The 19341-nt window shown below is 67.5% G+C and carries 19 protein-coding genes; 14 read left to right on the forward strand and 5 right to left on the reverse strand.

The window, feature by feature from the left end:
• Nucleotides 1-169: 169 nt before the first annotated feature.
• From U5760_RS06790 to U5760_RS06800, 3 genes are all read right to left on the reverse strand, one after another.
• Nucleotides 170-1276: an NAD(P)/FAD-dependent oxidoreductase gene (locus U5760_RS06790; RefSeq protein WP_322010553.1), complete on the reverse strand. Its 1107-nt coding sequence runs from the start codon at nucleotides 1274-1276 to the stop codon at nucleotides 170-172.
• Nucleotides 1277-1469: 193 nt separating this feature from the next.
• Nucleotides 1470-1799 (reverse strand): DUF4148 domain-containing protein, encoded by a 330-nt coding sequence (locus U5760_RS06795; protein ID WP_322010555.1) that lies wholly within the window; start codon nucleotides 1797-1799, stop codon nucleotides 1470-1472.
• Entirely contained in the window at nucleotides 1796-2083 is a 288-nt protein-coding gene (locus tag U5760_RS06800) for a hypothetical protein (protein ID WP_322010556.1), read from the reverse strand. The genes U5760_RS06795 and U5760_RS06800 overlap by 4 nt, the downstream gene beginning before the upstream one ends.
• A gap of 162 nt (nucleotides 2084-2245) precedes the next feature.
• Here U5760_RS06800 and U5760_RS06805 point away from each other — a divergent pair, with 162 nt between their 5' ends.
• The 14 genes from U5760_RS06805 (at nucleotide 2246) to U5760_RS06870 (ending at nucleotide 17402) form a co-directional block, all read left to right on the forward strand.
• Entirely contained in the window at nucleotides 2246-2755 is a 510-nt protein-coding gene (locus tag U5760_RS06805; RefSeq protein WP_322011076.1) for a hypothetical protein, read from the forward strand.
• 31 nt (nucleotides 2756-2786) lie between these two features.
• Nucleotides 2787-3584, forward strand: coding sequence for an endonuclease/exonuclease/phosphatase family protein (locus tag U5760_RS06810; protein WP_322010558.1), 798 nt, complete (start codon nucleotides 2787-2789; stop codon nucleotides 3582-3584).
• Nucleotides 3585-3770: 186 nt separating this feature from the next.
• Nucleotides 3771-4415 (forward strand): LysE family translocator, encoded by a 645-nt coding sequence (locus U5760_RS06815; protein WP_322010559.1) that lies wholly within the window; start codon nucleotides 3771-3773, stop codon nucleotides 4413-4415.
• 489 nt (nucleotides 4416-4904) lie between these two features.
• On the forward strand, nucleotides 4905-5675 hold the full coding sequence (locus U5760_RS06820; RefSeq protein ID WP_322010561.1) for a ferredoxin--NADP reductase: 771 nt from the start codon (nucleotides 4905-4907) through the stop codon (nucleotides 5673-5675).
• 471 nt (nucleotides 5676-6146) lie between these two features.
• A complete protein-coding gene (locus U5760_RS06825) occupies nucleotides 6147-7058 on the forward strand; it encodes a sensor histidine kinase (RefSeq protein ID WP_322010562.1) in 912 nt (303 codons plus the stop codon).
• Nucleotides 7055-7711 (forward strand): response regulator transcription factor RqpR, encoded by a 657-nt coding sequence (gene rqpR, locus U5760_RS06830; RefSeq protein WP_322010563.1) that lies wholly within the window; start codon nucleotides 7055-7057, stop codon nucleotides 7709-7711. The genes U5760_RS06825 and rqpR overlap by 4 nt, the downstream gene beginning before the upstream one ends.
• A gap of 304 nt (nucleotides 7712-8015) precedes the next feature.
• Nucleotides 8016-9425 carry an amino acid permease gene (locus U5760_RS06835; protein ID WP_322010565.1) on the forward strand — a complete coding sequence of 470 codons (1410 nt, stop codon included), beginning with the start codon at nucleotides 8016-8018 and terminating at the stop codon, nucleotides 9423-9425.
• A 392-nt stretch (nucleotides 9426-9817) separates the two neighbouring features.
• Nucleotides 9818-10336, forward strand: a complete 519-nt coding sequence (locus U5760_RS06840; RefSeq protein WP_322010566.1) for a (2Fe-2S)-binding protein — start codon at nucleotides 9818-9820, stop codon at nucleotides 10334-10336.
• Between the two features lie 13 nt (nucleotides 10337-10349).
• Nucleotides 10350-12749: a xanthine dehydrogenase family protein molybdopterin-binding subunit gene (locus U5760_RS06845; protein ID WP_322010567.1), complete on the forward strand. Its 2400-nt coding sequence runs from the start codon at nucleotides 10350-10352 to the stop codon at nucleotides 12747-12749.
• A gap of 13 nt (nucleotides 12750-12762) precedes the next feature.
• On the forward strand, nucleotides 12763-13563 hold the full coding sequence (locus U5760_RS06850) for a xanthine dehydrogenase family protein subunit M (RefSeq protein WP_322010568.1): 801 nt from the start codon (nucleotides 12763-12765) through the stop codon (nucleotides 13561-13563).
• Nucleotides 13564-13659: 96 nt separating this feature from the next.
• The gene (locus tag U5760_RS06855) at nucleotides 13660-14547 is read left to right on the forward strand and encodes a MoxR family ATPase (RefSeq protein WP_322010570.1); all 888 of its coding nucleotides are present in this window, start codon (nucleotides 13660-13662) and stop codon (nucleotides 14545-14547) included.
• Between the two features lie 4 nt (nucleotides 14548-14551).
• Nucleotides 14552-15820, forward strand: a complete 1269-nt coding sequence (locus U5760_RS06860; protein WP_322010571.1) for a VWA domain-containing protein — start codon at nucleotides 14552-14554, stop codon at nucleotides 15818-15820.
• Entirely contained in the window at nucleotides 15811-16407 is a 597-nt protein-coding gene (locus U5760_RS06865) for a carbon monoxide dehydrogenase subunit G (protein WP_322010572.1), read from the forward strand. The genes U5760_RS06860 and U5760_RS06865 overlap by 10 nt, the downstream gene beginning before the upstream one ends.
• Nucleotides 16380-17402, forward strand: a complete 1023-nt coding sequence (locus tag U5760_RS06870; RefSeq protein WP_322010573.1) for an XdhC family protein — start codon at nucleotides 16380-16382, stop codon at nucleotides 17400-17402. Before U5760_RS06865 ends, U5760_RS06870 begins: the two co-directional genes overlap by 28 nt.
• 197 nt (nucleotides 17403-17599) lie before the next feature.
• Here the strand turns inward: U5760_RS06870 and U5760_RS06875 are convergent, their stop codons facing one another.
• Nucleotides 17600-17728 (reverse strand): MFS transporter small subunit, encoded by a 129-nt coding sequence (locus tag U5760_RS06875; RefSeq protein WP_322010575.1) that lies wholly within the window; start codon nucleotides 17726-17728, stop codon nucleotides 17600-17602.
• A gap of 10 nt (nucleotides 17729-17738) precedes the next feature.
• Entirely contained in the window at nucleotides 17739-19139 is a 1401-nt protein-coding gene (locus U5760_RS06880; RefSeq protein WP_322010577.1) for an OFA family MFS transporter, read from the reverse strand.
• Nucleotides 19140-19341 lie beyond the last annotated feature (202 nt).

Raw genomic sequence — 19341 nt, forward strand, 5'->3', positions numbered from 1 at the left:
AGTATGTAGGGCTACACCGTTCTGACGACGGCGTCGCGCAAGCATAGCAACGAAGCACAGCGGATTTTCGTTGCAATTCCGGAGATAAGAGACCCGCATCAATCGGAAATGAGAATCGCCCCGGAGGGCGTTCCCCGATGCATTCCTCAGTGCGCCTTTCCGTGCCCGCTCAAGCCGCACCGGCCATTTCGCACACCCGCTGGGCGATGGCGAGCGACGCCGTGAGCCCCGGCGATTCGATGCCGAAGAGATTGACGAGCCCTCGCACGCCATGGGCGGCGGCGCCCTGAATCAGAAAGTCGGCGGCCGGCTCGCCCGGGCCCGAGAGCTTGGGCCGGATGCCCGCGTAGGCCGGCAACAGCGCGCCGTCGGGCAAGGCGGGCCAGTAGCTGCGGATCTGTGAGTAGAACGCATCGGCCCGATGGGGATCGACGTCGTAATCGATCGAATCGATCCATTCGACGTCGGGACCGAAGCGCGCCTGGCCGCCCAGATCGAGCGTGAGATGCACGCCCAGCCCGGCCTCGTTCGGCATCGGATAAATGAGACGCGAGAACGGCACGCGGCCCGAGACGCTGAAGTAGTTGCCGCGCGCGAGGTAGAGCGGCGGAACGTGGCGGGGGTCGAGCCCGCGAATGCGCCGCGCGAGCTTGTTGGCGGCAAGACCCGCACTGTTGATGACGCAGGCCGCGCGCAGTTCGGTGGGCGCTTCGCCGCCCACTTTGACGACGAAGCCGTTCGCCGTCGCGTCGATCGCCTCGACCGGCGACTTGAGCGCGACGACCGCGCCGTCGCGCTCGGCGTCGCCCTCTAGCGCGAGCATGAGCTGATGGCTGTCCACGATGCCCGTTTGCGGCGAATAGACGGCCGCCACGCATTCGAGCGCCGGTTCGAGCGCCAGCGCCTCGGCCCCGCTGATGCGCGTAAGGTCGAACACGCCGTTTTCCTTGCCGCGCGCGAGGATCGATTCGAGTTGCGGAATCTGGTTCGCCGCCGTGGCCACGAGCAGCTTGCCGCAGCGCGAGTGCGCGACATTGCGCGAGGCGCAATACTCGTAGAGCATCTCGCGGCCGCGCACGCACAGCGTGGCCTTGAGCGAGCCGCGCGGGTAGTAGAGCCCCGCGTGGATGACTTCGCTGTTGCGCGAGCTGGTGCTGGTGCCGATGGCGTCGGCGGCTTCCAGCACGATCACTTCGCGCCCGCGCGCCGCGAGCGCGCGCGCCACCGCCAGCCCGACCACACCCGCGCCGATGACTACACAGTCGATCTGATCCATGTCTCCACGTCCGCCCCTGCGGCACCAGCCTGGATTCGGCCGGGCGCCGCGATCCTCTGTCCGGGTGACGGCGCGCAAGGCGCGCCGCCGCTTCGAGGAAAATTGTACGCTCTGTGGCGGCGCAGCAAAGCGCGGTGCGCACGGCCAACGCGGGCCGGCGCACGGCGGGGGGCGTGGAGCGCCCGGTGGGCGGTCAGTTCAGCGCGGTCGTCGCGGCCGTAACAGCCGGGTCGGCCGGGCGGGAGGTGTGGAAGAAGCCCGCCGTCTGGATCTGCACGCGCGGCACGGTGTAGCCGCCGGTGGCCAGCTGCGACGGGTAGCCCGGGGTGTTCGGGTTGTCCAGTTCGCCGGCCGCGCGGGCGCGGGCCAGTTCGGCCTTCACTTCGGCGCGGGTCAGCGGACCATGGGCGGGAGCCTGCTGGGCAACGGCGGTCGGGGCGGCGCCGGTATCGTCGGCAAAGGCCGGCGCGGCGGCAAAACCGGCGGCGGTCATCAGCAGGGCAGCAAGCGTGGCGGTCTTCATGGCAATTCCTCGATGCGGGTTGGGGCACGCGGGCACAGCGGGCGTAAAAGCAGGGAAAAGGCTGAAAGAGACTGAAAGTCGGCAAACCGTTCAGCGGGCCCGGCCAGCGTTTCGTCGATGACGTGGAACCTAGTGTAATCACCGACTATCGAAAACACATCCCGATTGAGAGCAAGTGTGCGTTGCCGAGCGGACAACAATATCGGGCGATAACCGTGAACAAAAATTGCTTCGTTGCCGATATGGCACCAATCTGCGCCCGCGGTGAACTCGCGGTCCGCCATCTGAGCGTTGAACCCTCACGCCTCACCCCTATCTGATAGAACACGTCGAGAACGCGACGGCTCGGTTTTTGCGAACCCGGTATAGGATCGGAGGTCAGAAAGAGCCAGCCCTGCCCGCCGCGCCCCCGCGCGGCGAGCCTGTACGGAGTCACCCCTATGACGTTGTGGAAACGCTGCCTCGCCGCCACGCTGTTCGTCACCGCTGCCGGTGCGGCCGCCGTGCATGCACAGGCGCAGAGCACGGAGCAGCCGGTCGTGAAATGGACCTTGCAGGTGATACGCGACGGCCAGCAGATCGACCAGTTCGACGGCACGACCACGGTGGGCCAGGCGCGCACCGATACGCATCACCAGGTCGTGCGCCACGACGTCGGCTGCAAGGACCAGCCGGCCGGCAGCATCGACCTGCAGCGCACCGTGACCGTCTCGCCGCTGCAAGCCAGCGCGAGCGAGACGATACTCGCCATCGACGCACAAGAAACACTCGAATCCGACGATCATCCCCAAACCGCCGAAGGCTGCCAGCTTCCGCCGCAGCCGCGCCAGATCAGCGCCAGCCATCCGGGGCTGCGCGTGCCCGCAGGCGAAACGGTGAGCTGGCAGATCGTCGACAAGGATCCCTCGCTCGCCTACCGGATCAGCGCGAGCCTCGCGCCCCCGCCCCAGCCTTGAGCGGCGCGGCGCCCCCACCGAATACCCGCTAATGCGAAACCCAGAAGAAGCGCTCATCGACACCGGCCATCGCAAGGACTTCGTCGCGGTGAGCTGGAACCTGCACAAGGGCCGCTCGCCCTTGGGCTTTCAGGCCTGGCAGGCCATGCGGCGCTGGGTGCAGTCCACCCACGCCGACGCCTATTTCCTCCAGGAAGCCATGGCGCGGCGCCTGCCGCAGCCGGTGCTCGCCTCCACCTTCGGCGCGCCGCTCGGCGATCCGCTCGAAGACGTCTGGCACTGCCAGGCGACCGAGATCGCTCACGCGCTCGAACTGCAGATCGCCCTCGGCCCCAACGTGTTCAAGCCATCCTGGCGGCACGGCAATGCCATCCTTTCGCCGCATCCGCTCGACCTGGGCGGCCGCTGGGACATTTCCGCGCACCGGTTCGAGCGGCGCGGCCTGCTGGTGGCGCGCGCGAGCGTGGCGGGGCACTCGGTCACGCTGCTGTGCGCGCACCTCGCGCTCACGCGCAGCGCGCGCATGCGCCAGATGCACTGGATCGCGCACTGGATCGCCAAGGAGGCGCCGCAAGGGCCGCTCGTGCTGGCGGGCGACTTCAACGACTGGCGCAACGATTCGGTGCCGATCTTCGCCGAGCACGGCATGCAGGAAGTGGCGACGCTGCTGGGCGAGCCCGCGCGCACCTTCCCGGCGTTTTCGCCGGCGCTCGCGCTCGACAAGATGTTCGTGCGCGGCCTGCAGCCCGTCGAGCTGATCCAGCCTGCGCAGGAAACGGCGTGGCTGTCCGATCACCTGCCGTATATGGCGCGGCTGCGGCTCGACTAACGGCGGCCGCCGCATCTGTTTCGAACTCCCGACGAACCTGCGGCGATCCGCCGCAACGCGTTAAGATTGCGCGTTGCGCGCCGCCGCTTGGGCGGCCCTGTTTTTTGCGCCGTCTGTATTTCGCACTGTATTTCGCAACGTCTATCGCACCGTATTTCGCCCACTCCCGCTCGTTGGCCCCTCGTCATGCATTTCTTCATCACGCTAATCCAGATCGCCGCGGTCTATTCGCTCGCGCTCGTGAGCCCCGGCCCGAACTTCTTCATGGTCACCCAGCTGTCGCTCGCCGGACGGCGCACGCTTGGCGTGGCATCGGCATTCGGCGTGGGAGTGGGGTCGACGCTGTGGGCCGCGCTCGCCATGCTCGGCTTCGCCACCGTGCTGCAGCGGATCGACTGGGTGTACAACGGCGTGCGCATTGCGGGCGCGCTCTATCTGGTGTGGTTCGGCATCAAGCTCGTGCGCTCGGGCGCACGCCGCGACCCGGCCGTCGCGGCACCCGTGGTCGCCGAAGCCCTGCCGCCCGCCAGCCGCCTCGACTATCTGCGCACCTGGCGCGCCGGCCTTTTCACCTGCCTCACCAACCCGAAGGGCTGCGTGTTCTGGACCAGCGTGTTCGCGGCGATGCTGCCCGCGCATCCGCCGCTGTGGTTCTACGGCGCGGTGCTCGCGACGGTCGCGGCCATGTCGTTCGGCTGGCATTGCAGCATCGCATTCCTGTTCGCCGACGACCGCACCCAGCGCGGCTACCGGCGCCTGCGCCGGCCGATCGACGCCTTCTGCGGCGTGGCGCTCGTGGGCCTCGGCGTGAAGCTCGCGGCCGACCGGTAGAAGCGGCGCGCCAATCCCGTAACTGCCCCGCCACCAGGGTCTCTGCTGCGATCCAGCAGGGCTTCCGGTAAAATCCTGCCCAATCCGTGCGAACACTCGCACGCGCGCCCGGATGAACGACCTTCAGCCGTGTCCGCGCAACGGGCGGCAGCCTCTGCCCGAACCCGCGGCGAGAGCCGCAGCGGCCGGAACGCGCGGCCAAAGCGCGCGCCGCCATGACCGATGCCAGCCTTGCCCGCCACACGAGCCGTGCGGGTGCCAGCGTTGCGCCGCGCGATGTGTGGCACAACCCGGGCAGCACGACCGGTACGGCATACCCCAAGCGGCACGACCGCACGAAGCGCAGGCCGCGCGTCTCCCGGGGCACCCGGCCCTCGCGGCGCGGTCGCGGTAAAATGGCGGTTTGCGCCTCGTTTTAAACGGGAACAGCCTTAGCACGGCGCGGGCAGCGTCCAACCTGGCGGCCCTTGTATTGCACCATCAGGAACCATGAGCAAACACACCGAAGAAACCGTTCTGAGCGTCCACCACTGGACCGACACGCTTTTCAGCTTCACCTGCACGCGCGACCAGGCCCTGCGTTTCGACAACGGCCAGTTCACCATGGTCGGCCTCGAAGTGGACGGCAAGCCGCTGATGCGCGCCTATTCGCTCGCGAGCGCGAACTACGAAGAGCATCTCGAGTTTCTCAGCATCAAGGTGCCGGACGGCCCGCTCACGTCGCGCCTGCAGCATCTGAAGGTCGGCGACAAGGTTCTGATCGGCAAGAAGCCCGTGGGCACGCTCGTGGCCGACAACCTGCTGCCCGGCAAGGTGCTGTGGCTGCTCTCGACCGGCACGGGCCTCGCGCCGTTCATGTCGATCATCAAGGACCCGGACATCTACGACCGCTACGACAAGATCGTCCTCACGCACACCTGCCGCTTCGTCGATGAACTCGCGTACAAGGAGTACATCACCGAAGAGCTGCGCGAGCACGAGTACCTGGGCGAGATCGTGCGCGAAAAGCTCGTGTACTACCCGACCGTCACGCGCGAAGTGTTCGACAACCGCGGCCGGATCACCGAACTGATCGATACGGGCAAGCTGTTCGCCGACCTCGACCTGCCGACGTTCTCGCCGGAACGCGACCGCATCATGCTGTGCGGCAGCACGCACATGCTGCGCGACACGGTCGAGCTGCTCGAAAAGGCCGGCCTCAAGGAAGGCAGCAACAACGAGCCGGGTCACTACGTCGTGGAAAAGGCCTTCGTCGGCTAAGCCGCGCGCCATCCGCTGTGGGTCGGCCCGTTTGGGACGGCCCGTTTAGGACAGCCCTAGCATCGAAAACCGGAGCCTCGCGCTCCGGTTTTTTTTCGTCCGCCATTTTGGCTCGGCCCCCCTCACACCTTTCATTTCTCTTTTTTGCGACAGGGCGGGCAAGCGGCGGTTACATATTTAACGAATTTCCGGTAATTTCCGTGTCAGCATTTTTCTGACAAAAATGGTGTGGCGGAACTTCAAGCGAACTCTCAGCTTGCGCCGCTAAACCTTGTCCAGACTGAATTTTTTCTTTTTTTGAGATATGATCGCGGCGCAGTGACGGCCGCACTGGCGCCCCCACAAGGGGTCAATCCAGGCTGTTACCGAATGTAAATATCGTTACGCTGCGCCGTGCCATTATCCGTCGCACCGGGACTCTGAAGCCCGGACAGACACGGCACGGCGAACCGGTTCCAGAACGGGGAATGGATGGACACGTCGAATCACGCCGCGATGATCGCGCTCGCTCATGACGCCCTGACGTCGGGCGTCGGCGCGTTGGCGTCGGCCCGTTCAGCCCCGGTTCATCGCGCCCGCAATGCCGACGACACGCTGCGCGAGCTGAACTATCTGGACCAGTTGCAGCAGCAGGCCGCCGCGGCCCGCGCCGGGCGCATCGAAGCCGATGAAGCCGCGCGCCGCCGGATCGCCCACGAACTGCACGACAGCGTGGGCGCCGAACTCGCCGCTACTCATTTCGCCCTCGCCAACGTCCACACCTGGCTGCCCGCCGACGCGCCGCCGCAATGCGCCGAAGCGCTCGCGCTCGTCGCGCGCTCGCTCGACGCCGCCGGCGCGGCGCTGCGCCAGGCGCTCGACGGGCTCGCCGCGCCGCATCTGGACGCGGGCCTCGTGCCGACGCTGGCCGACTGGACGCGCAGCTTCGGCACCCGCACGGGCCTTGCCACGAGCTTCGTCTGCGCCGCCGACGTGCGGCTTGCGCACCTGCCCGCCGAGTCGGCGCTCGCCGTCTTCCGGGTGGCCCAGGAAGCGCTCGCCAACGTCGCGCGGCACGCACGCGCAGCCCACGCCGACGTGCGCATCGACTGCACGGCGCGCCATCTCACGCTCACCGTCAGCGACGACGGCATCGGCCTGCCGAATCGTGCCGCCAAGGTCCGGCGCGCGGACAACGCGGGCAAGCGCCGCAATCAGTATGGCCTCGCCGGCATGCGCGAGCGCTGCGCCGCCTTCGGCGGCTCGCTGCGCACCGTCAGCGGCACCACTGGCCGCGACACCGTCCCCGGCACTGCCGTGCGCGCCCGCTTCGCGTGGGACGCGCTGCTCGCCGTCTCCGCTCCCGACTCCACCCCCAACCTGGTGAAAGGCGCTCGCTCATGACCCCTCGCATCCTGCTCGTCGACGACCATGCCGTCGTGCGCCAGGGCGTACGGCAATTGCTCATCGACCGCGGCGTCGCCAGCGAAGTGATCGAGGCGCAAACCGGCGCCGAGGCCCTCGCGACGATCGCGAAGCACGCCTGCGACGTGGTGCTGCTCGACATCTCGCTGCCCGACATGAACGGCGTGGAGGTGCTCAAGCGCGCGAAGCGCAAGGCGCCGCGCCTGCCGGTACTGATGTTCTCGATGTACCGCGAGGACCAGTACGCGGTGCGCGCGCTCAAGGCGGGCGCCTCGGGCTATCTCTCGAAGACCGTGGATGCCGCGCAGATGGTGGCCGCGATCCAGCAGGTCGCGAGCGGCCGCAAGTACGTGAGCCCGGCGATGGCCGATGCGCTCGCCGACTACGTGCTCGTCGACGGCGAGCAGATGCCGCACGAAAAGCTCTCCGACCGCGAATACCAGACGCTGTGCATGCTCGCCTCGGGCAAGCGCCTCACCGACATCGCCCGCACGCTCTCGCTTTCGGTGAAGACCGTGAGCGTGTACCGCACGCGCCTGCTCGAAAAGATGAAGCTCAGCAACAACGCCGAGCTCACCTTTTATGTGATGAGCAACCGGCTCGTCGATCTCGCGCCGGCCGTCGGCGCCTGAGGGTAGCGGCGGGGGTTCTCGCACGTTTTGCCGCAGGGGTCGCCCTACTAAGGCGGCCTTCTCGCCATAACCCCTTGATCTCGAAATGAATTATTCCGATAGCGCGCGCGCCGGCAAGGATTGCGCGCGCGCATCGGCGTTTGCGGCAGATTCGCCCGTGGGATAGCCGCATTTCCCACCCGGCTCAGTCGGTTTCGGCGCCCACATCCGCTAAAATTTCCGGTTTCACCCGATTTTCCGTGTGCAGCTTTCGCAGGCCATGCTGGCGAGGCGCGCTGCGCGCAAACCAGGAGTTCCCCGCCCAATGTCCCTCTTTCGAAAAAAGAACGTCGAGCACATGTTGCAGGCAAGCGCCCAGGGCGCCGGCCTGAAGAAAGCACTCGGCGCACTGGACCTCACCTTCCTCGGCATCGGCGCGATCATCGGCACCGGCATTTTCGTGCTCACCGGCACGGGCGCCGTGCAGGCCGGTCCCGCCCTGACGATCGCGTTCCTCATCGCCGCCGTGGCCTGCTGCTTCGCCGCGCTCGCCTACGCCGAATTCGCCTCGACCATTCCCGTCGCGGGCTCGATCTACACCTATTCGTACGCGACGCTCGGCGAGCTGGCCGCCTGGGTGATCGGCTGGGACCTCATGCTCGAATACGGGCTCGCCACCTCGGCCGTTTCGGTGGGCTGGTCGGGCTACCTGCAATCGCTGCTCGCGGGCTTCGGCGTCAGCCTGCCCGCGGCGCTCACGGCCGCCCCCGGCGCCCTGCCGGGCGTGCACACGCTCTTCAACCTGCCGGCGTTCCTCGTGATGATGGTGATCACGGCGCTGCTCTCCATCGGCGTGCGCGAGTCCACCCGCATCAACAACGTCATGGTCGCCATCAAGGTGACGGTGGTGCTGCTCGTGATCGCGGTCGGCGTGTTCCACGTCAAGCCCGGGAACTGGCATCCGTTCATGCCCAACGGCTGGCACGGCGTGTTCGGCGCCGCCGCCGTGATGTTCTTCGCCTTCATCGGCTTCGATTCGGTTTCGTCCGCTGCCGAGGAAGTCAAGAATCCGAAACGCGATCTGCCCGTGGGCATCATCGCCTCGCTGGTCGTGTGCGCCGTGCTGTACGTGGCCGTCGCGGCGGTCGTGACCGGCATCGTGCCGTCCGCGCAGTTCGCCAACATCGGGCACCCGGTTTCGTACGCGCTGCAGGTGGCCGGCGAAAAGTGGGTGGCGGGCTTCATCGATCTCGGCGCCGTGCTCGGCATGCTCACCGTGATTCTCGTGATGAGCTACGGCCAGACCCGCATCATCTTCGCGATGTCGCGTGACGGCCTGCTGCCCGCCGCGCTCTCGCGCGTACATCCGCGCTTCGCCACGCCGTTCCTCACCACCTGGCTCGTCGGCATCTTCTTCGGGCTGATCGGCGCGCTCGTGCCGCTCAACGTGCTCGCCGAGCTCATCAACATCGGTACGCTCGCGGCCTTCTCGATGGTCTCGATCGCCGTGCTGGTGCTGCGCAAGACCCACCCGGACCTGCCGCGCGCGTTCCGCTGCCCGGGCGTGCCCGTGGTGCCGGTTCTCGCCGTGGCCTCGTGCCTCTTTCTCATGATCAACCTGCAGCCGCTCACGTGGGTCGCGTTCGTGGTGTGGCTCGTGATCGGCATGGTCATCTACTTCGGCTACTCGCGCCGTCATTCGCGCCTCGCGCACGCGCCGCACGGCGAGCATTGAATCTCGCGCAGCGCGTTTCGTCGCACTGCACAAACCGGCACAGACGCGCACGAACGGCCCGTCCCAGACACTGGGACGGGCCGTTTTTCATGCACGCCGATTGTGGGTAAAAGAGTAAAAGCCCGCGCAGCGCAAAGCAGCGATTTGTGCTTTACTGTCCCGAGCGTTACCCCCTGGCATCACTGAAGAGCAAAGCACCAGCCGGACCCTCGCCCCCACTCCTCCCTCCGCGCCGCCATCACGTGCGGCAGACATCGGACGGCAGGCACGCAAGCAAACGGCAATTTCGGGGCATGATGGTGTATGCGGGCCCAGGCAGGTCTCTATCCCTACGCTGTATGGGATCGGAGTCAGGAGTTCGAACTCCCGCTCCGATCGACAGGAGACAGTCAATGGCGATCAGTATCCGCCTCACGGTCAACGGCCAGCCCGTGACCGCCGAAGTCGAACCTCACACGCTTCTGGTCCAGTTCCTGCGCGAGCAATTGCGTCTCACCGGCACTCATGTCGGCTGCGACACGGCGCAGTGCGGCGCCTGCACGGTCCATCTGAACGGACGCGCCGTGAAGTCGTGCAACCAGCTCGTGGTGCAGTGCGAGGGCATGGACGTCACCACCATCGAGGGCCTCGCGCAGAACGGCGAGCTGCATCCCATGCAGACCGCGTTTCGCGAATGCCACGGCCTGCAATGCGGCTTCTGCACGCCGGGCATGGTGATGAGCGCGGCAGCGCTGGCGAGCGAGAACCCCGACCTCACCGAAGCCGCGGTGCGCGCGGGCCTCGACGGCAATCTGTGCCGCTGTACGGGCTATCACAACATCGTGAAGGCCGTGCTCGTGGGCGCCGAGGGCATGCGCGCCGGCACGCCTGCCGCTGCGGCCAATGTGGCCAATGCGGCCGCAACGGTTTGAACGGGAGCCCGCCATGAACGCACCCGAACCCAACCGCATGATCGGCCAGGCCATCAAGCGCAAGGAAGACTACCGCTTCCTCACCGGCGCCGGCCAGTACACCGACGACGTCGTCCTCCCGGCCCAGACCTACGCTGTCTTCGTGCGCTCGCCGCATGCGCATGCGCGCATCAAGAGCATCGACACGAACGCGGCGAAAGCCGCGCCCGGCGTCGTGGCCGTGTTCACCGGCGCGGACCTCGCCGCCGAAAACGTGGGCGGCCTGCCGTGCGGCTGGCTGATCCACAGCATCGACGGCACGCCCATGCACGAACCGCCGCATCCTGTGATCGCGCACGAGAAGGCGCGTCACGTGGGCGACCAGGTGGCGCTCGTGATCGCCGATTCGGTGAAGGCCGCGAAGGACGCCGCCGAGCTCGTCGAAGTCGATTACGAGGCACTGCCCGCCGTCGTCGATACGGCGCACGCCGCCGACGCCGGCCAGGCGCTCGTGCACGACGGCGTGCCCGGGAACACCTGCTACACGTGGGGCCACGGCGATAAAGCCGCCACCGACGCCGCGTTCGCGCAGGCCGCGCACGTCACGACGCTCGACATCGTGAACAACCGCCTCATACCGAACGCGATCGAGCCGCGGGCCGTGAACGCGAGCTACTCGCTGCACGACGACAGCTACACGGTTTATGTGGCGAACCAGAACCCGCACGTCGAACGGCTCCTGATGGCCGCATTCGTGCTCGGACTGCCCGAAACGAAGCTGCGCATCGTGGCGCCGGACGTGGGCGGCGGCTTCGGCTCGAAGATCTTCCTCTATGCCGAAGACGTCGCGCTCACGTGGGCCGCGAAGAAGATCCGCCGCCCGGTGAAGTGGACGGCCGAGCGCAGCGAATCCTTCGTTTCCGACGCGCACGGCCGCGACCATGTCACGAAGGCCGAACTCGCCATGGACAAGGACGGCAAGTTCCTCGCCATGCGCGTGCACACCATCGCGAACATGGGCGCCTATCTCTCGACCTTCGCGTCGAGCGTGCCGACCATTCTCTACGCCACGCTGCTCGCGGGCCAGTACACCACGCCCGCGATCTACGCCGAGGTGAAGGCCGTGTTCACGAACACGGTGCCCGTGGATGCTTACCGAGGCGCGGGACGCCCCGAGGCGACCTACGTGGTCGAGCGCCTCGTGGAAACCGCCGCGCGCGAGATGAACCTCGATCCGGCCGAGATCCGCCGCCGCAACTTCATCACGTCGTTCCCGTACGCGACGCCCGTGGGCCTCACCTACGACACGGGCGATTACGAGGCCTGCCTCTCGCGTGCGCTCGAAATCGCCGACGTGAAGGGCTTTGCAGCACGGCGCGACGCCTCGAAAGCGCAAGGCAAGCTGCGCGGGCTCGGCTACTCGTGCTACATCGAAGCGTGCGGCCTCGCGCCCTCGAACATTGCGGGCGCGCTCGGCGCGCGCGCGGGTCTCTTCGAAGCGGGCGAAGTGCGCGTGAACCCCACGGGCTCGATCACCGTCTTCACCGGTTCGCACAGCCACGGGCAAGGGCACGAAACGACCTTCGCGCAGGTGGTGTCCGACCGACTGGGCGTGCCGATCGAGCAGATCGAGATCGTGCACGGCGACACCGGCCGCATTCCGTTCGGCATGGGCACGTATGGTTCGCGCTCGATTGCCGTGGGCGGCTCGGCGATCATGAAGGCGCTCGACAAGATCGAGAGCAAGGCGAAGAAGATCGCGGCGCACATGCTCGAAGCGGGCGTGGAAGACATCGAGTTCGCCAACGGCGTGTTCCGCGTGGCCGGCACCGACCGCACCCGGAGCTTCGCCGAAATCTCGCTCGCGGCCTACGTGCCGCACAACTATCCGCTCGACAAGCTCGAACCGGGCCTCGACGAAAGCGCGTTCTACGACCCGACCAACTTCACCTATCCGGCGGGCGCCTACCTTTGCGAAGTGGAAGTCGATCCCGAGACGGGCGAAACGCGCATCGAACGCTTCACGGCCGTGGACGATTTCGGCAACGTCATCAATCCGATGATCGTCGAAGGCCAGGTGCATGGCGGTCTAGGCCAGGGTATCGGCCAGGCGATGCTCGAGCAGTGCATCTACGACAAGGAGACCGGTCAGCTGCTCTCGGGCTCGTACATGGACTACGCGATGCCGCATGCGGCGGACGTGCCGTCGTTCAGCGTGGAAACCGCGAAGGGCACGCCCTGCACGCACAATCCGCTCGGCGTGAAGGGCTGCGGCGAGGCGGGTGCGATCGGCTCGCCGCCCGCCGTCATCAACGCGATACTCGATGCGCTCGCGCCGCTCGGCGTGAAAGACCTGCAGATGCCGGCCACGCCGCATCGCGTGTGGTCGGCCATCGCGGCCGCCGGCCAGTCCGGCGCGACGTCCCAACCTTGAGCGGAGGCGCACCATGTATGCATTCGACTACCAGCGCGCAAGCGACGCGCAAGGCGCGGTGAAAACGCTCTCGGGCGACGCCGACGCGAAATACCTGGCCGGCGGCCAGAGCCTGCTCGCGGCGATGAAGCTGCGCCTCGCCCAGCCCTCCACGCTCGTGGACGTCACGCGCATTCCCGACCTGAAGGCGCTGTTCGTCGACGGCCGGGTGGTGAAAGTGGGCGCGGCGGTGTGCCATGCGGACGTCGCCGAAAACGCCGAAGTGCAGAACGCGCTGCCTGCACTCGCGCAGCTCGCGGCCGGCATCGGCGATCGCCAGGTGCGCGCGCTCGGCACGCTGGGCGGCTCGCTCGCGAACAACGACCCGGCGGCGGACTATCCCGCCGCCGTGCTCGCACTGAACGCGACCGTCGTCACGGACCGGCGTCGCATTGCGGCGGACGACTTCTTTCTCGGCATGTACGAAACGGCGCTGGCACCCGACGAGCTGATTGTGGCCGTCGAATTCCCGGTGCCCGAGCGCGCGGCCTACGAGAAGTTCAAGAACCCGGCCTCGCACTTCGCGCTCACGGGCGTGTTCGTCGCGAAGTCCGCCGACGGCAAGGTGCGCGTCGCGGTCACGGGCGCCGCGCCTTCGGTGTTCCGCGCGCAGGCGCTGGAGCAGGCGCTCGCGGCGAACTTCACGCCGGCCGCCGCACGCGCCGTGACGCTCGCCGCCGACGACCTCAACACCGACCTGCACGCCAGCGCCGCGTACCGCGCGCACCTGATTCCGGTGCTCGCGGCGCGCGCGGTGACGAAGGCCAACGGTTAGAACCGCCCCACCCGCCCCACTTGTTTCACCCGCGCCCCGGCGCGGGTGAAAGACGAACCAGGCGGGCTTCGGCGCATCACCGTATTCAGGCACGCCATGCAACCGGCCTCGATCGACGACACCCTCGCGCAACTCCAGTCGCGCGGCTACTTCGCGAGCCGTGAACTCGCCACGGCGTTCTTTCTCGCGCTCGCCATGCAGCGCCCGCTCTTTCTCGAAGGCGAACCGGGCGTCGGCAAGACCGAACTCGCGAAATCCGCGGCCGCGATGCTCGGCACGACGCTGCTGCGGCTGCAATGCTACGAAGGGCTCGACACTGCAAGCGCGCTCTACGAATGGGACTATCCACGCCAGATCATGGCGCTGCGCCTTGCCGAAGCCGCGGGCGAGAAGCCGCGCAACGACACGCTCTATCGCGACGAATTCCTGCTCAAGCGGCCGCTGTTGCAAGCCCTGCAGCCCGATCCGCACAACCCTTTGGCGCGGCGCGTGCTGCTGATCGACGAGATCGACCGCGCCGACGAACCGTTCGAAGCCTTCCTGCTGGAGCTTCTTTCGGACTTCCAGGTATCGATTCCCGAATACGGTACAGTGCGCGCCGACGTGCCGCCGCTCGTCGTCATTACCTCGAACCGCACGCGCGAAGTGCACGACGCGCTCAAGCGACGCTGCCTCTACCAGTGGCTGGGCTACCCGGACCGCGAGCGGGAACTCGCGATCGTGGCGGCGCGCGCGCCGGAAACCTCGGCGGCGCTGCAGCAGCGCGCGGTGTCGTTCGTGCATCGGCTGCGCACGATGGATCTTTTCAAGGCTCCCGGCATTGCGGAAACCATCGACTGGTGCCGTGCGCTTTCGGCGCTGTCGGTCACGGAGCTCGACCCGCAATCTGTGCAGGACACGCTGGGCGTGCTGCTCAAGTATCAGGACGACCTCGCGCAACTCGACACGCGGCGGATCGCCGAAGCGCTCGCCGCGGAGGATTGAGCCGATGGATGCCGCACCCGCAGTTTCCACACCCTCCGTCGCCGCACCGCCCATGCTCGCGCGCAACGTGGTGCATTTCGTGCGCATCCTGCGCGGCGCGGGTCTGCCGATGTCGTCCGCGCAAGCCGCCGACGTGCTCGAAGCGCTGAACCTCATCGACCTCGCGCGCCGCGACGACGTGCGCGCCGCGCTGGCCGCGCTCCTCACATCCGCCCCCGACGAGCGCGAGATCTTCGACGCGGCCTTCGATCTCTTCTGGCGCGACCCCGACTGGGAAGGCAAGCTGCGCGCGCTGCTGCTGCCCAAGGTGCAGGGCGGCCTGCCGCCGCCGCGCCGCAACAACCGTCTCGCCGATGCGCTCGCCGCGCGCACGGCCAAACCGCGCGGCACCCACCAGCCGCAGTCGCGCGAGGAAGAGCACGAACTGCGCGCCCGCGCTAGCTTCAGCGCGGAGGAGCGTTTGCGTCACCGCGACTTCGACACGCTCACCGCCGACGAATGGCGCGCGCTGCGCCACCTGATCCGCGCGCGCCGCCTGCCGCTCGCCACCGAGCGCACGCGGCGGCTCAAGGCGGCCTCGCACGGCACGCATGCCGACCTGCGCGCGAGCGCGCGTCACGCCGTGCGCGCGGGCGGCGACTGGACCGTGTGGAAATACCGCGCCCCTGTGGAGCGCAAGCCGCCGCTCGTGCTGATGCTCGATATAAGCGGATCGATGAGTGCGTATTCGCGCGCAGTGCTTTACTTCTGCCACGCGTTACTGCATTCTCGCGAGCGCCTTCAGGTCTTCCTGTTCGGCACGCGCCTGACGCATGCCACGCGCGCATTGCGCGAACGCGATCCCGATATCGCGCTCGCGCAGATCGCGGCACAGGTGGCGGACTGGTCGGGCGGCACGCGCATCGGCGCGACGCTCGGCGAGTTCAATCGCCGCTGGGCGCGCCGCATGCTCGGCGGTCGTGCCACCGTGCTGATGGTCACCGACGGGCTCGATCACGAAGCCAGCGAGACGCTCGGCGTCGAAATGGCGCGCCTCGCCCGCTTCGCGCACCGCGTGGTGTGGCTCAACCCGCTGCTGCGCTACGGCGACTTCACCCCGAAAGCGCGCGGCGTGCAGGCGATGCTGCCGCACGTGGACGCCCACTACCCCGTCCACAACCTCGAGAGTCTCGAAGCGTTCGGACGCAGTCTCGGCGAAGCGCCGCCCGACCAATCGCGGCCCGACCGATCGCCGCAGTGCATGTCACGGCAAGGAGGAGCACGATGGAGCTGACCGAAAGCCACACGCTGCCGGTGCCGCAGCAGCGCGCCTGGGAGGCGCTCAACGACACGGCGATCCTCAAGGCCTGCATTCCGGGCTGCGAGAGCATCGAGCCCGAAGGCGAAACCGGCTACGCGGTCGCGCTCACCGCGGCCGTGGGCCCGGTGAAGGCGCGTTTCAAGGGGCGCATGGAACTGGCCGATATCGACGCGCCGAGGCACTACACGATCCTCTTCGAAGGCCAGGGCGGCGCCGCGGGTTTCGGCAAGGGCAGCGCCCAGGTGAAGCTCGAACCGGCAGGCGACGATGCCACCACGCTCACCTATACGGCAAGTGCGCAGGTGGGCGGCAAGCTCGCGCAGATCGGTTCGCGGCTCGTGGACGGCGCGGCGCGCAAAATCGCGGCAGAATTTTTCAAACGCTTCGGCGAGCAGCTGGGCGCGGGCGAAGCGGCAACGACTCCGGGCGTTGCGGCAACCGCCGAAGCCGAAGGCGCGGCCGAGGCCCGGACAGACAGCGACAACGCCGCCGCAGAGGCATCGGGCGACGAAGGAAAGAAAGGGAAACGATCATGGACAGCGTGGATCTCGAGGTCCTGAAATCCAGCGTGCGCTGGCTCGACGAGGGCCACCGCGTCCTGCTGGTGACGGTGGTGAAAACGTGGGGCTCCTCGCCGCGCCCTGAAGGCGCGATGCTGGTGGTGCGCGACGACGGGCTCGTGGCGGGCTCGGTCTCGGGCGGCTGCATCGAGGACGATCTGATCGACCGCGTGCGCCGCGAAGGCATCGGCATCGAGAAGCCCGAGGCGGTGAAATACGGCATCACGGCGGAAGAAGCGCATCGCTTCGGACTGCCGTGCGGCGGCACGATCCAGCTCGCGCTGGAGCCGCTCAGCGAAGCGGGCGGCATTCGTACGCTGCTCGACGCCGTGGAGCGCGGCGAGCTCGTGGCGCGCACGCTCGACATGGCCACGGGTGTCGCCACGCTCGGCCCCGCGAGCGCCACCGACGGCGTCTATTTCGACGACGCGCAGCTCCTCACCATTCACGGGCCGCGCTATCGCATGCTGGTGATCGGCGCGGGGCAGCTTTCGCGCTACCTGTGCCAGATCGCCGTGGGGCTCGACTACCAGGTGACGGTGTGCGACCCGCGCGAGGAATACACCGACACCTGGGCCGTGCCGGGCACGACGCTCGTGCGCACCATGCCCGACGACACCGTGCTCGACATGAAGCTCGACGAACGGTGCGCCGTGATCGCGCTCACGCACGACCCGAAGCTCGACGACCTCGCGCTCATGGAAGCGCTCAAGACACGCGCGTTCTACGTGGGCGCGCTCGGCTCGCGGCGCAACAACGCGGCGCGGCGCGAACGGCTCAAGGAGTTCGATCTGAGCGACGCGGAACTCGCGCGCCTGCATGGGCCCGTGGGCATCTACATCGGCAGCCGCACGCCGCCCGAGATCGCCGTGTCGATCCTCGCCGAGGTGACCGCCGCGAAGAACGGCGTCTCGCTGCCCACCCTGCTCCAGGTCGAAGGCGCGAAGGCCGCGCGCGAGATCGCAGCAGGCGCGGGCTCGACCTGCCAGGTATAGCGCCAGAGACTACGTCCGGCGCCCAGACTCGCTGCCGGCCCTGCGGGCGCAGTCTCGCAACTGCGCGTGGGCGAGCACAAAAGACAGGCGGGCCGCGACTTGCGTCGGCGGCCCGCATCGAGGGTCTTGCCTGCGGCACCGCGGGGTGCCGCCTGGTGCGGTCTGGTGCGGTCTGGTGCTTGGTGCCGCGTGCTGCCTCAACCGAACAGCTTCATCGCCTGCGCGAGCGTGCTGGTCACCCCCCACGCGAGCGGCACCAGCACGTAGAGCCAGAAAACCGCCATCAGCAGCTTGTTCGATGACTTCGTCGCAACGGTCGTGCTCATTGCCTTCTCCTTATTTTCCAGCCGCAAGCTGCGACTCGCTCATGTGATGCTTCTCGTGCACACGCGCCACGAGCAGGTTGCAGACGAAACCGATCACCAGCAGCACGGCCATGATGTGCACGGTCATCGTGTAGGCATCGGCCTTGGCCACGCCGTGGGCCACCTCGTAGGCGCGCACGTAGTTCACGAGCACCGGGCCGGCCACGCCGGCCGCGGCCCAGGCAGTCAGAAGACGCCCGTGGATGCCGCCCACGAACGCCGTGCCGAACATGTCCGCGAGATACGCGGGCACGGTCGAAAAGCCGCCGCCGTACATCGAGAGAATCAGGCAGTACGCGAGCACGAAGAGCACGATGTTGCCGCTCTGCGCGAACTGCGGCACCGCGTAGTAGAGCACCGCGCCGGCCACGAAGAAGATGAAGTAGGTGTTCTTGCGGCCCACCCAGTCCGAAGCGGAGGCCCACACGAAACGCCCGCCCATGTTGAAGAGCGAGAGCAGGCCCACGAAGCCCGCAGCCGCGCCCGCGCTCACGGTGTCCTTGAAGCTTTCCTGGATCATCACCGAAGCCTGGCCCAGGATGCCGATGCCGGCCGTCACGTTGAGGAACAGCACGAGCCAGATCAGGTAGAACTGCGGCGTCTTGAGCGCCTGATCGATATGCACGTGCGCGCGCGAAACGAGCTTGCCCGTGGCCGCGGGCGGCGTCCAGCCCGCGGGCTGCCAGCCGGGCGGTGGCACGCGAATGGCGAGCGAGCCGATCGACATCGAGATGAAATACGCCACGCCCAGCACGACGAAGGTTTGCGCCACGCCCACGCTGGTGTCGCTCGCGAAGTGCTTCATCAGCGCGACGGAAAGCGGCGCGGCGATCATCGCGCCGCCGCCGAAGCCCATGATCGCGAGGCCCGTGGCCATGCCGCGGCGGTCGGGGAACCAGCGGATCAGCGTGGACACCGGCGAGACATAGCCGAGCCCGAGGCCGATGCCGCCGATCACGCCATAGCCCAGATACAACAGCCCGATCTCGTGCGTCCACACCCCGAGCGCGGCGACGAGAAAGCCCCCGCCGAAGCAGCAGGCCGCCGTGAACATCGTGCGGCGCGGGCCCACGCGTTCGAGCCACTTGCCGCCAAATGCCGCGGAGAGCCCGAGGCACACGATGGCGAGCGAAAAGATCCAGCCGAGCGTGGTGAGCGACCAGTCGCCCGGCGCGGACTGCGTGATGCCGATCACTTTCGTGAGCGGCGCGTTGAAAACGGAAAAGGCGTAAGCCTCGCCGATGCACAGATGCACGGCAAGCGCGGCGGGCGGCACCATCCAGCGTGAAAAGCCGGGCGGCGCAACGGTAGCTTCTTTGGAAAAGAATGGTGCGGCAGCTTGACCGCGCGTTGAATCCGCAACGCTGCTCATTATGAGGTCTCCTTCTTGGGGCAAGGCGTGGGTGCATCGAATCGCGCAGCGTAAAGGGCAGGCAGATCGTGTCTGTCTGGTCTGTCTGTACGGTGCGCTTAAATGTCGCAGGGCGACTGCCCGGAACCTTAGTCCCCGCAAGAAGCCTTTGCAATATGAGACAGCGATGCATATGGGATATGCAACGGCGCTGCATATACGG

The sequence above is a fragment of the Paraburkholderia sp. J12 genome (assembly GCF_905220215.1).
GTDB lineage: Bacteria > Pseudomonadota > Gammaproteobacteria > Burkholderiales > Burkholderiaceae > Paraburkholderia.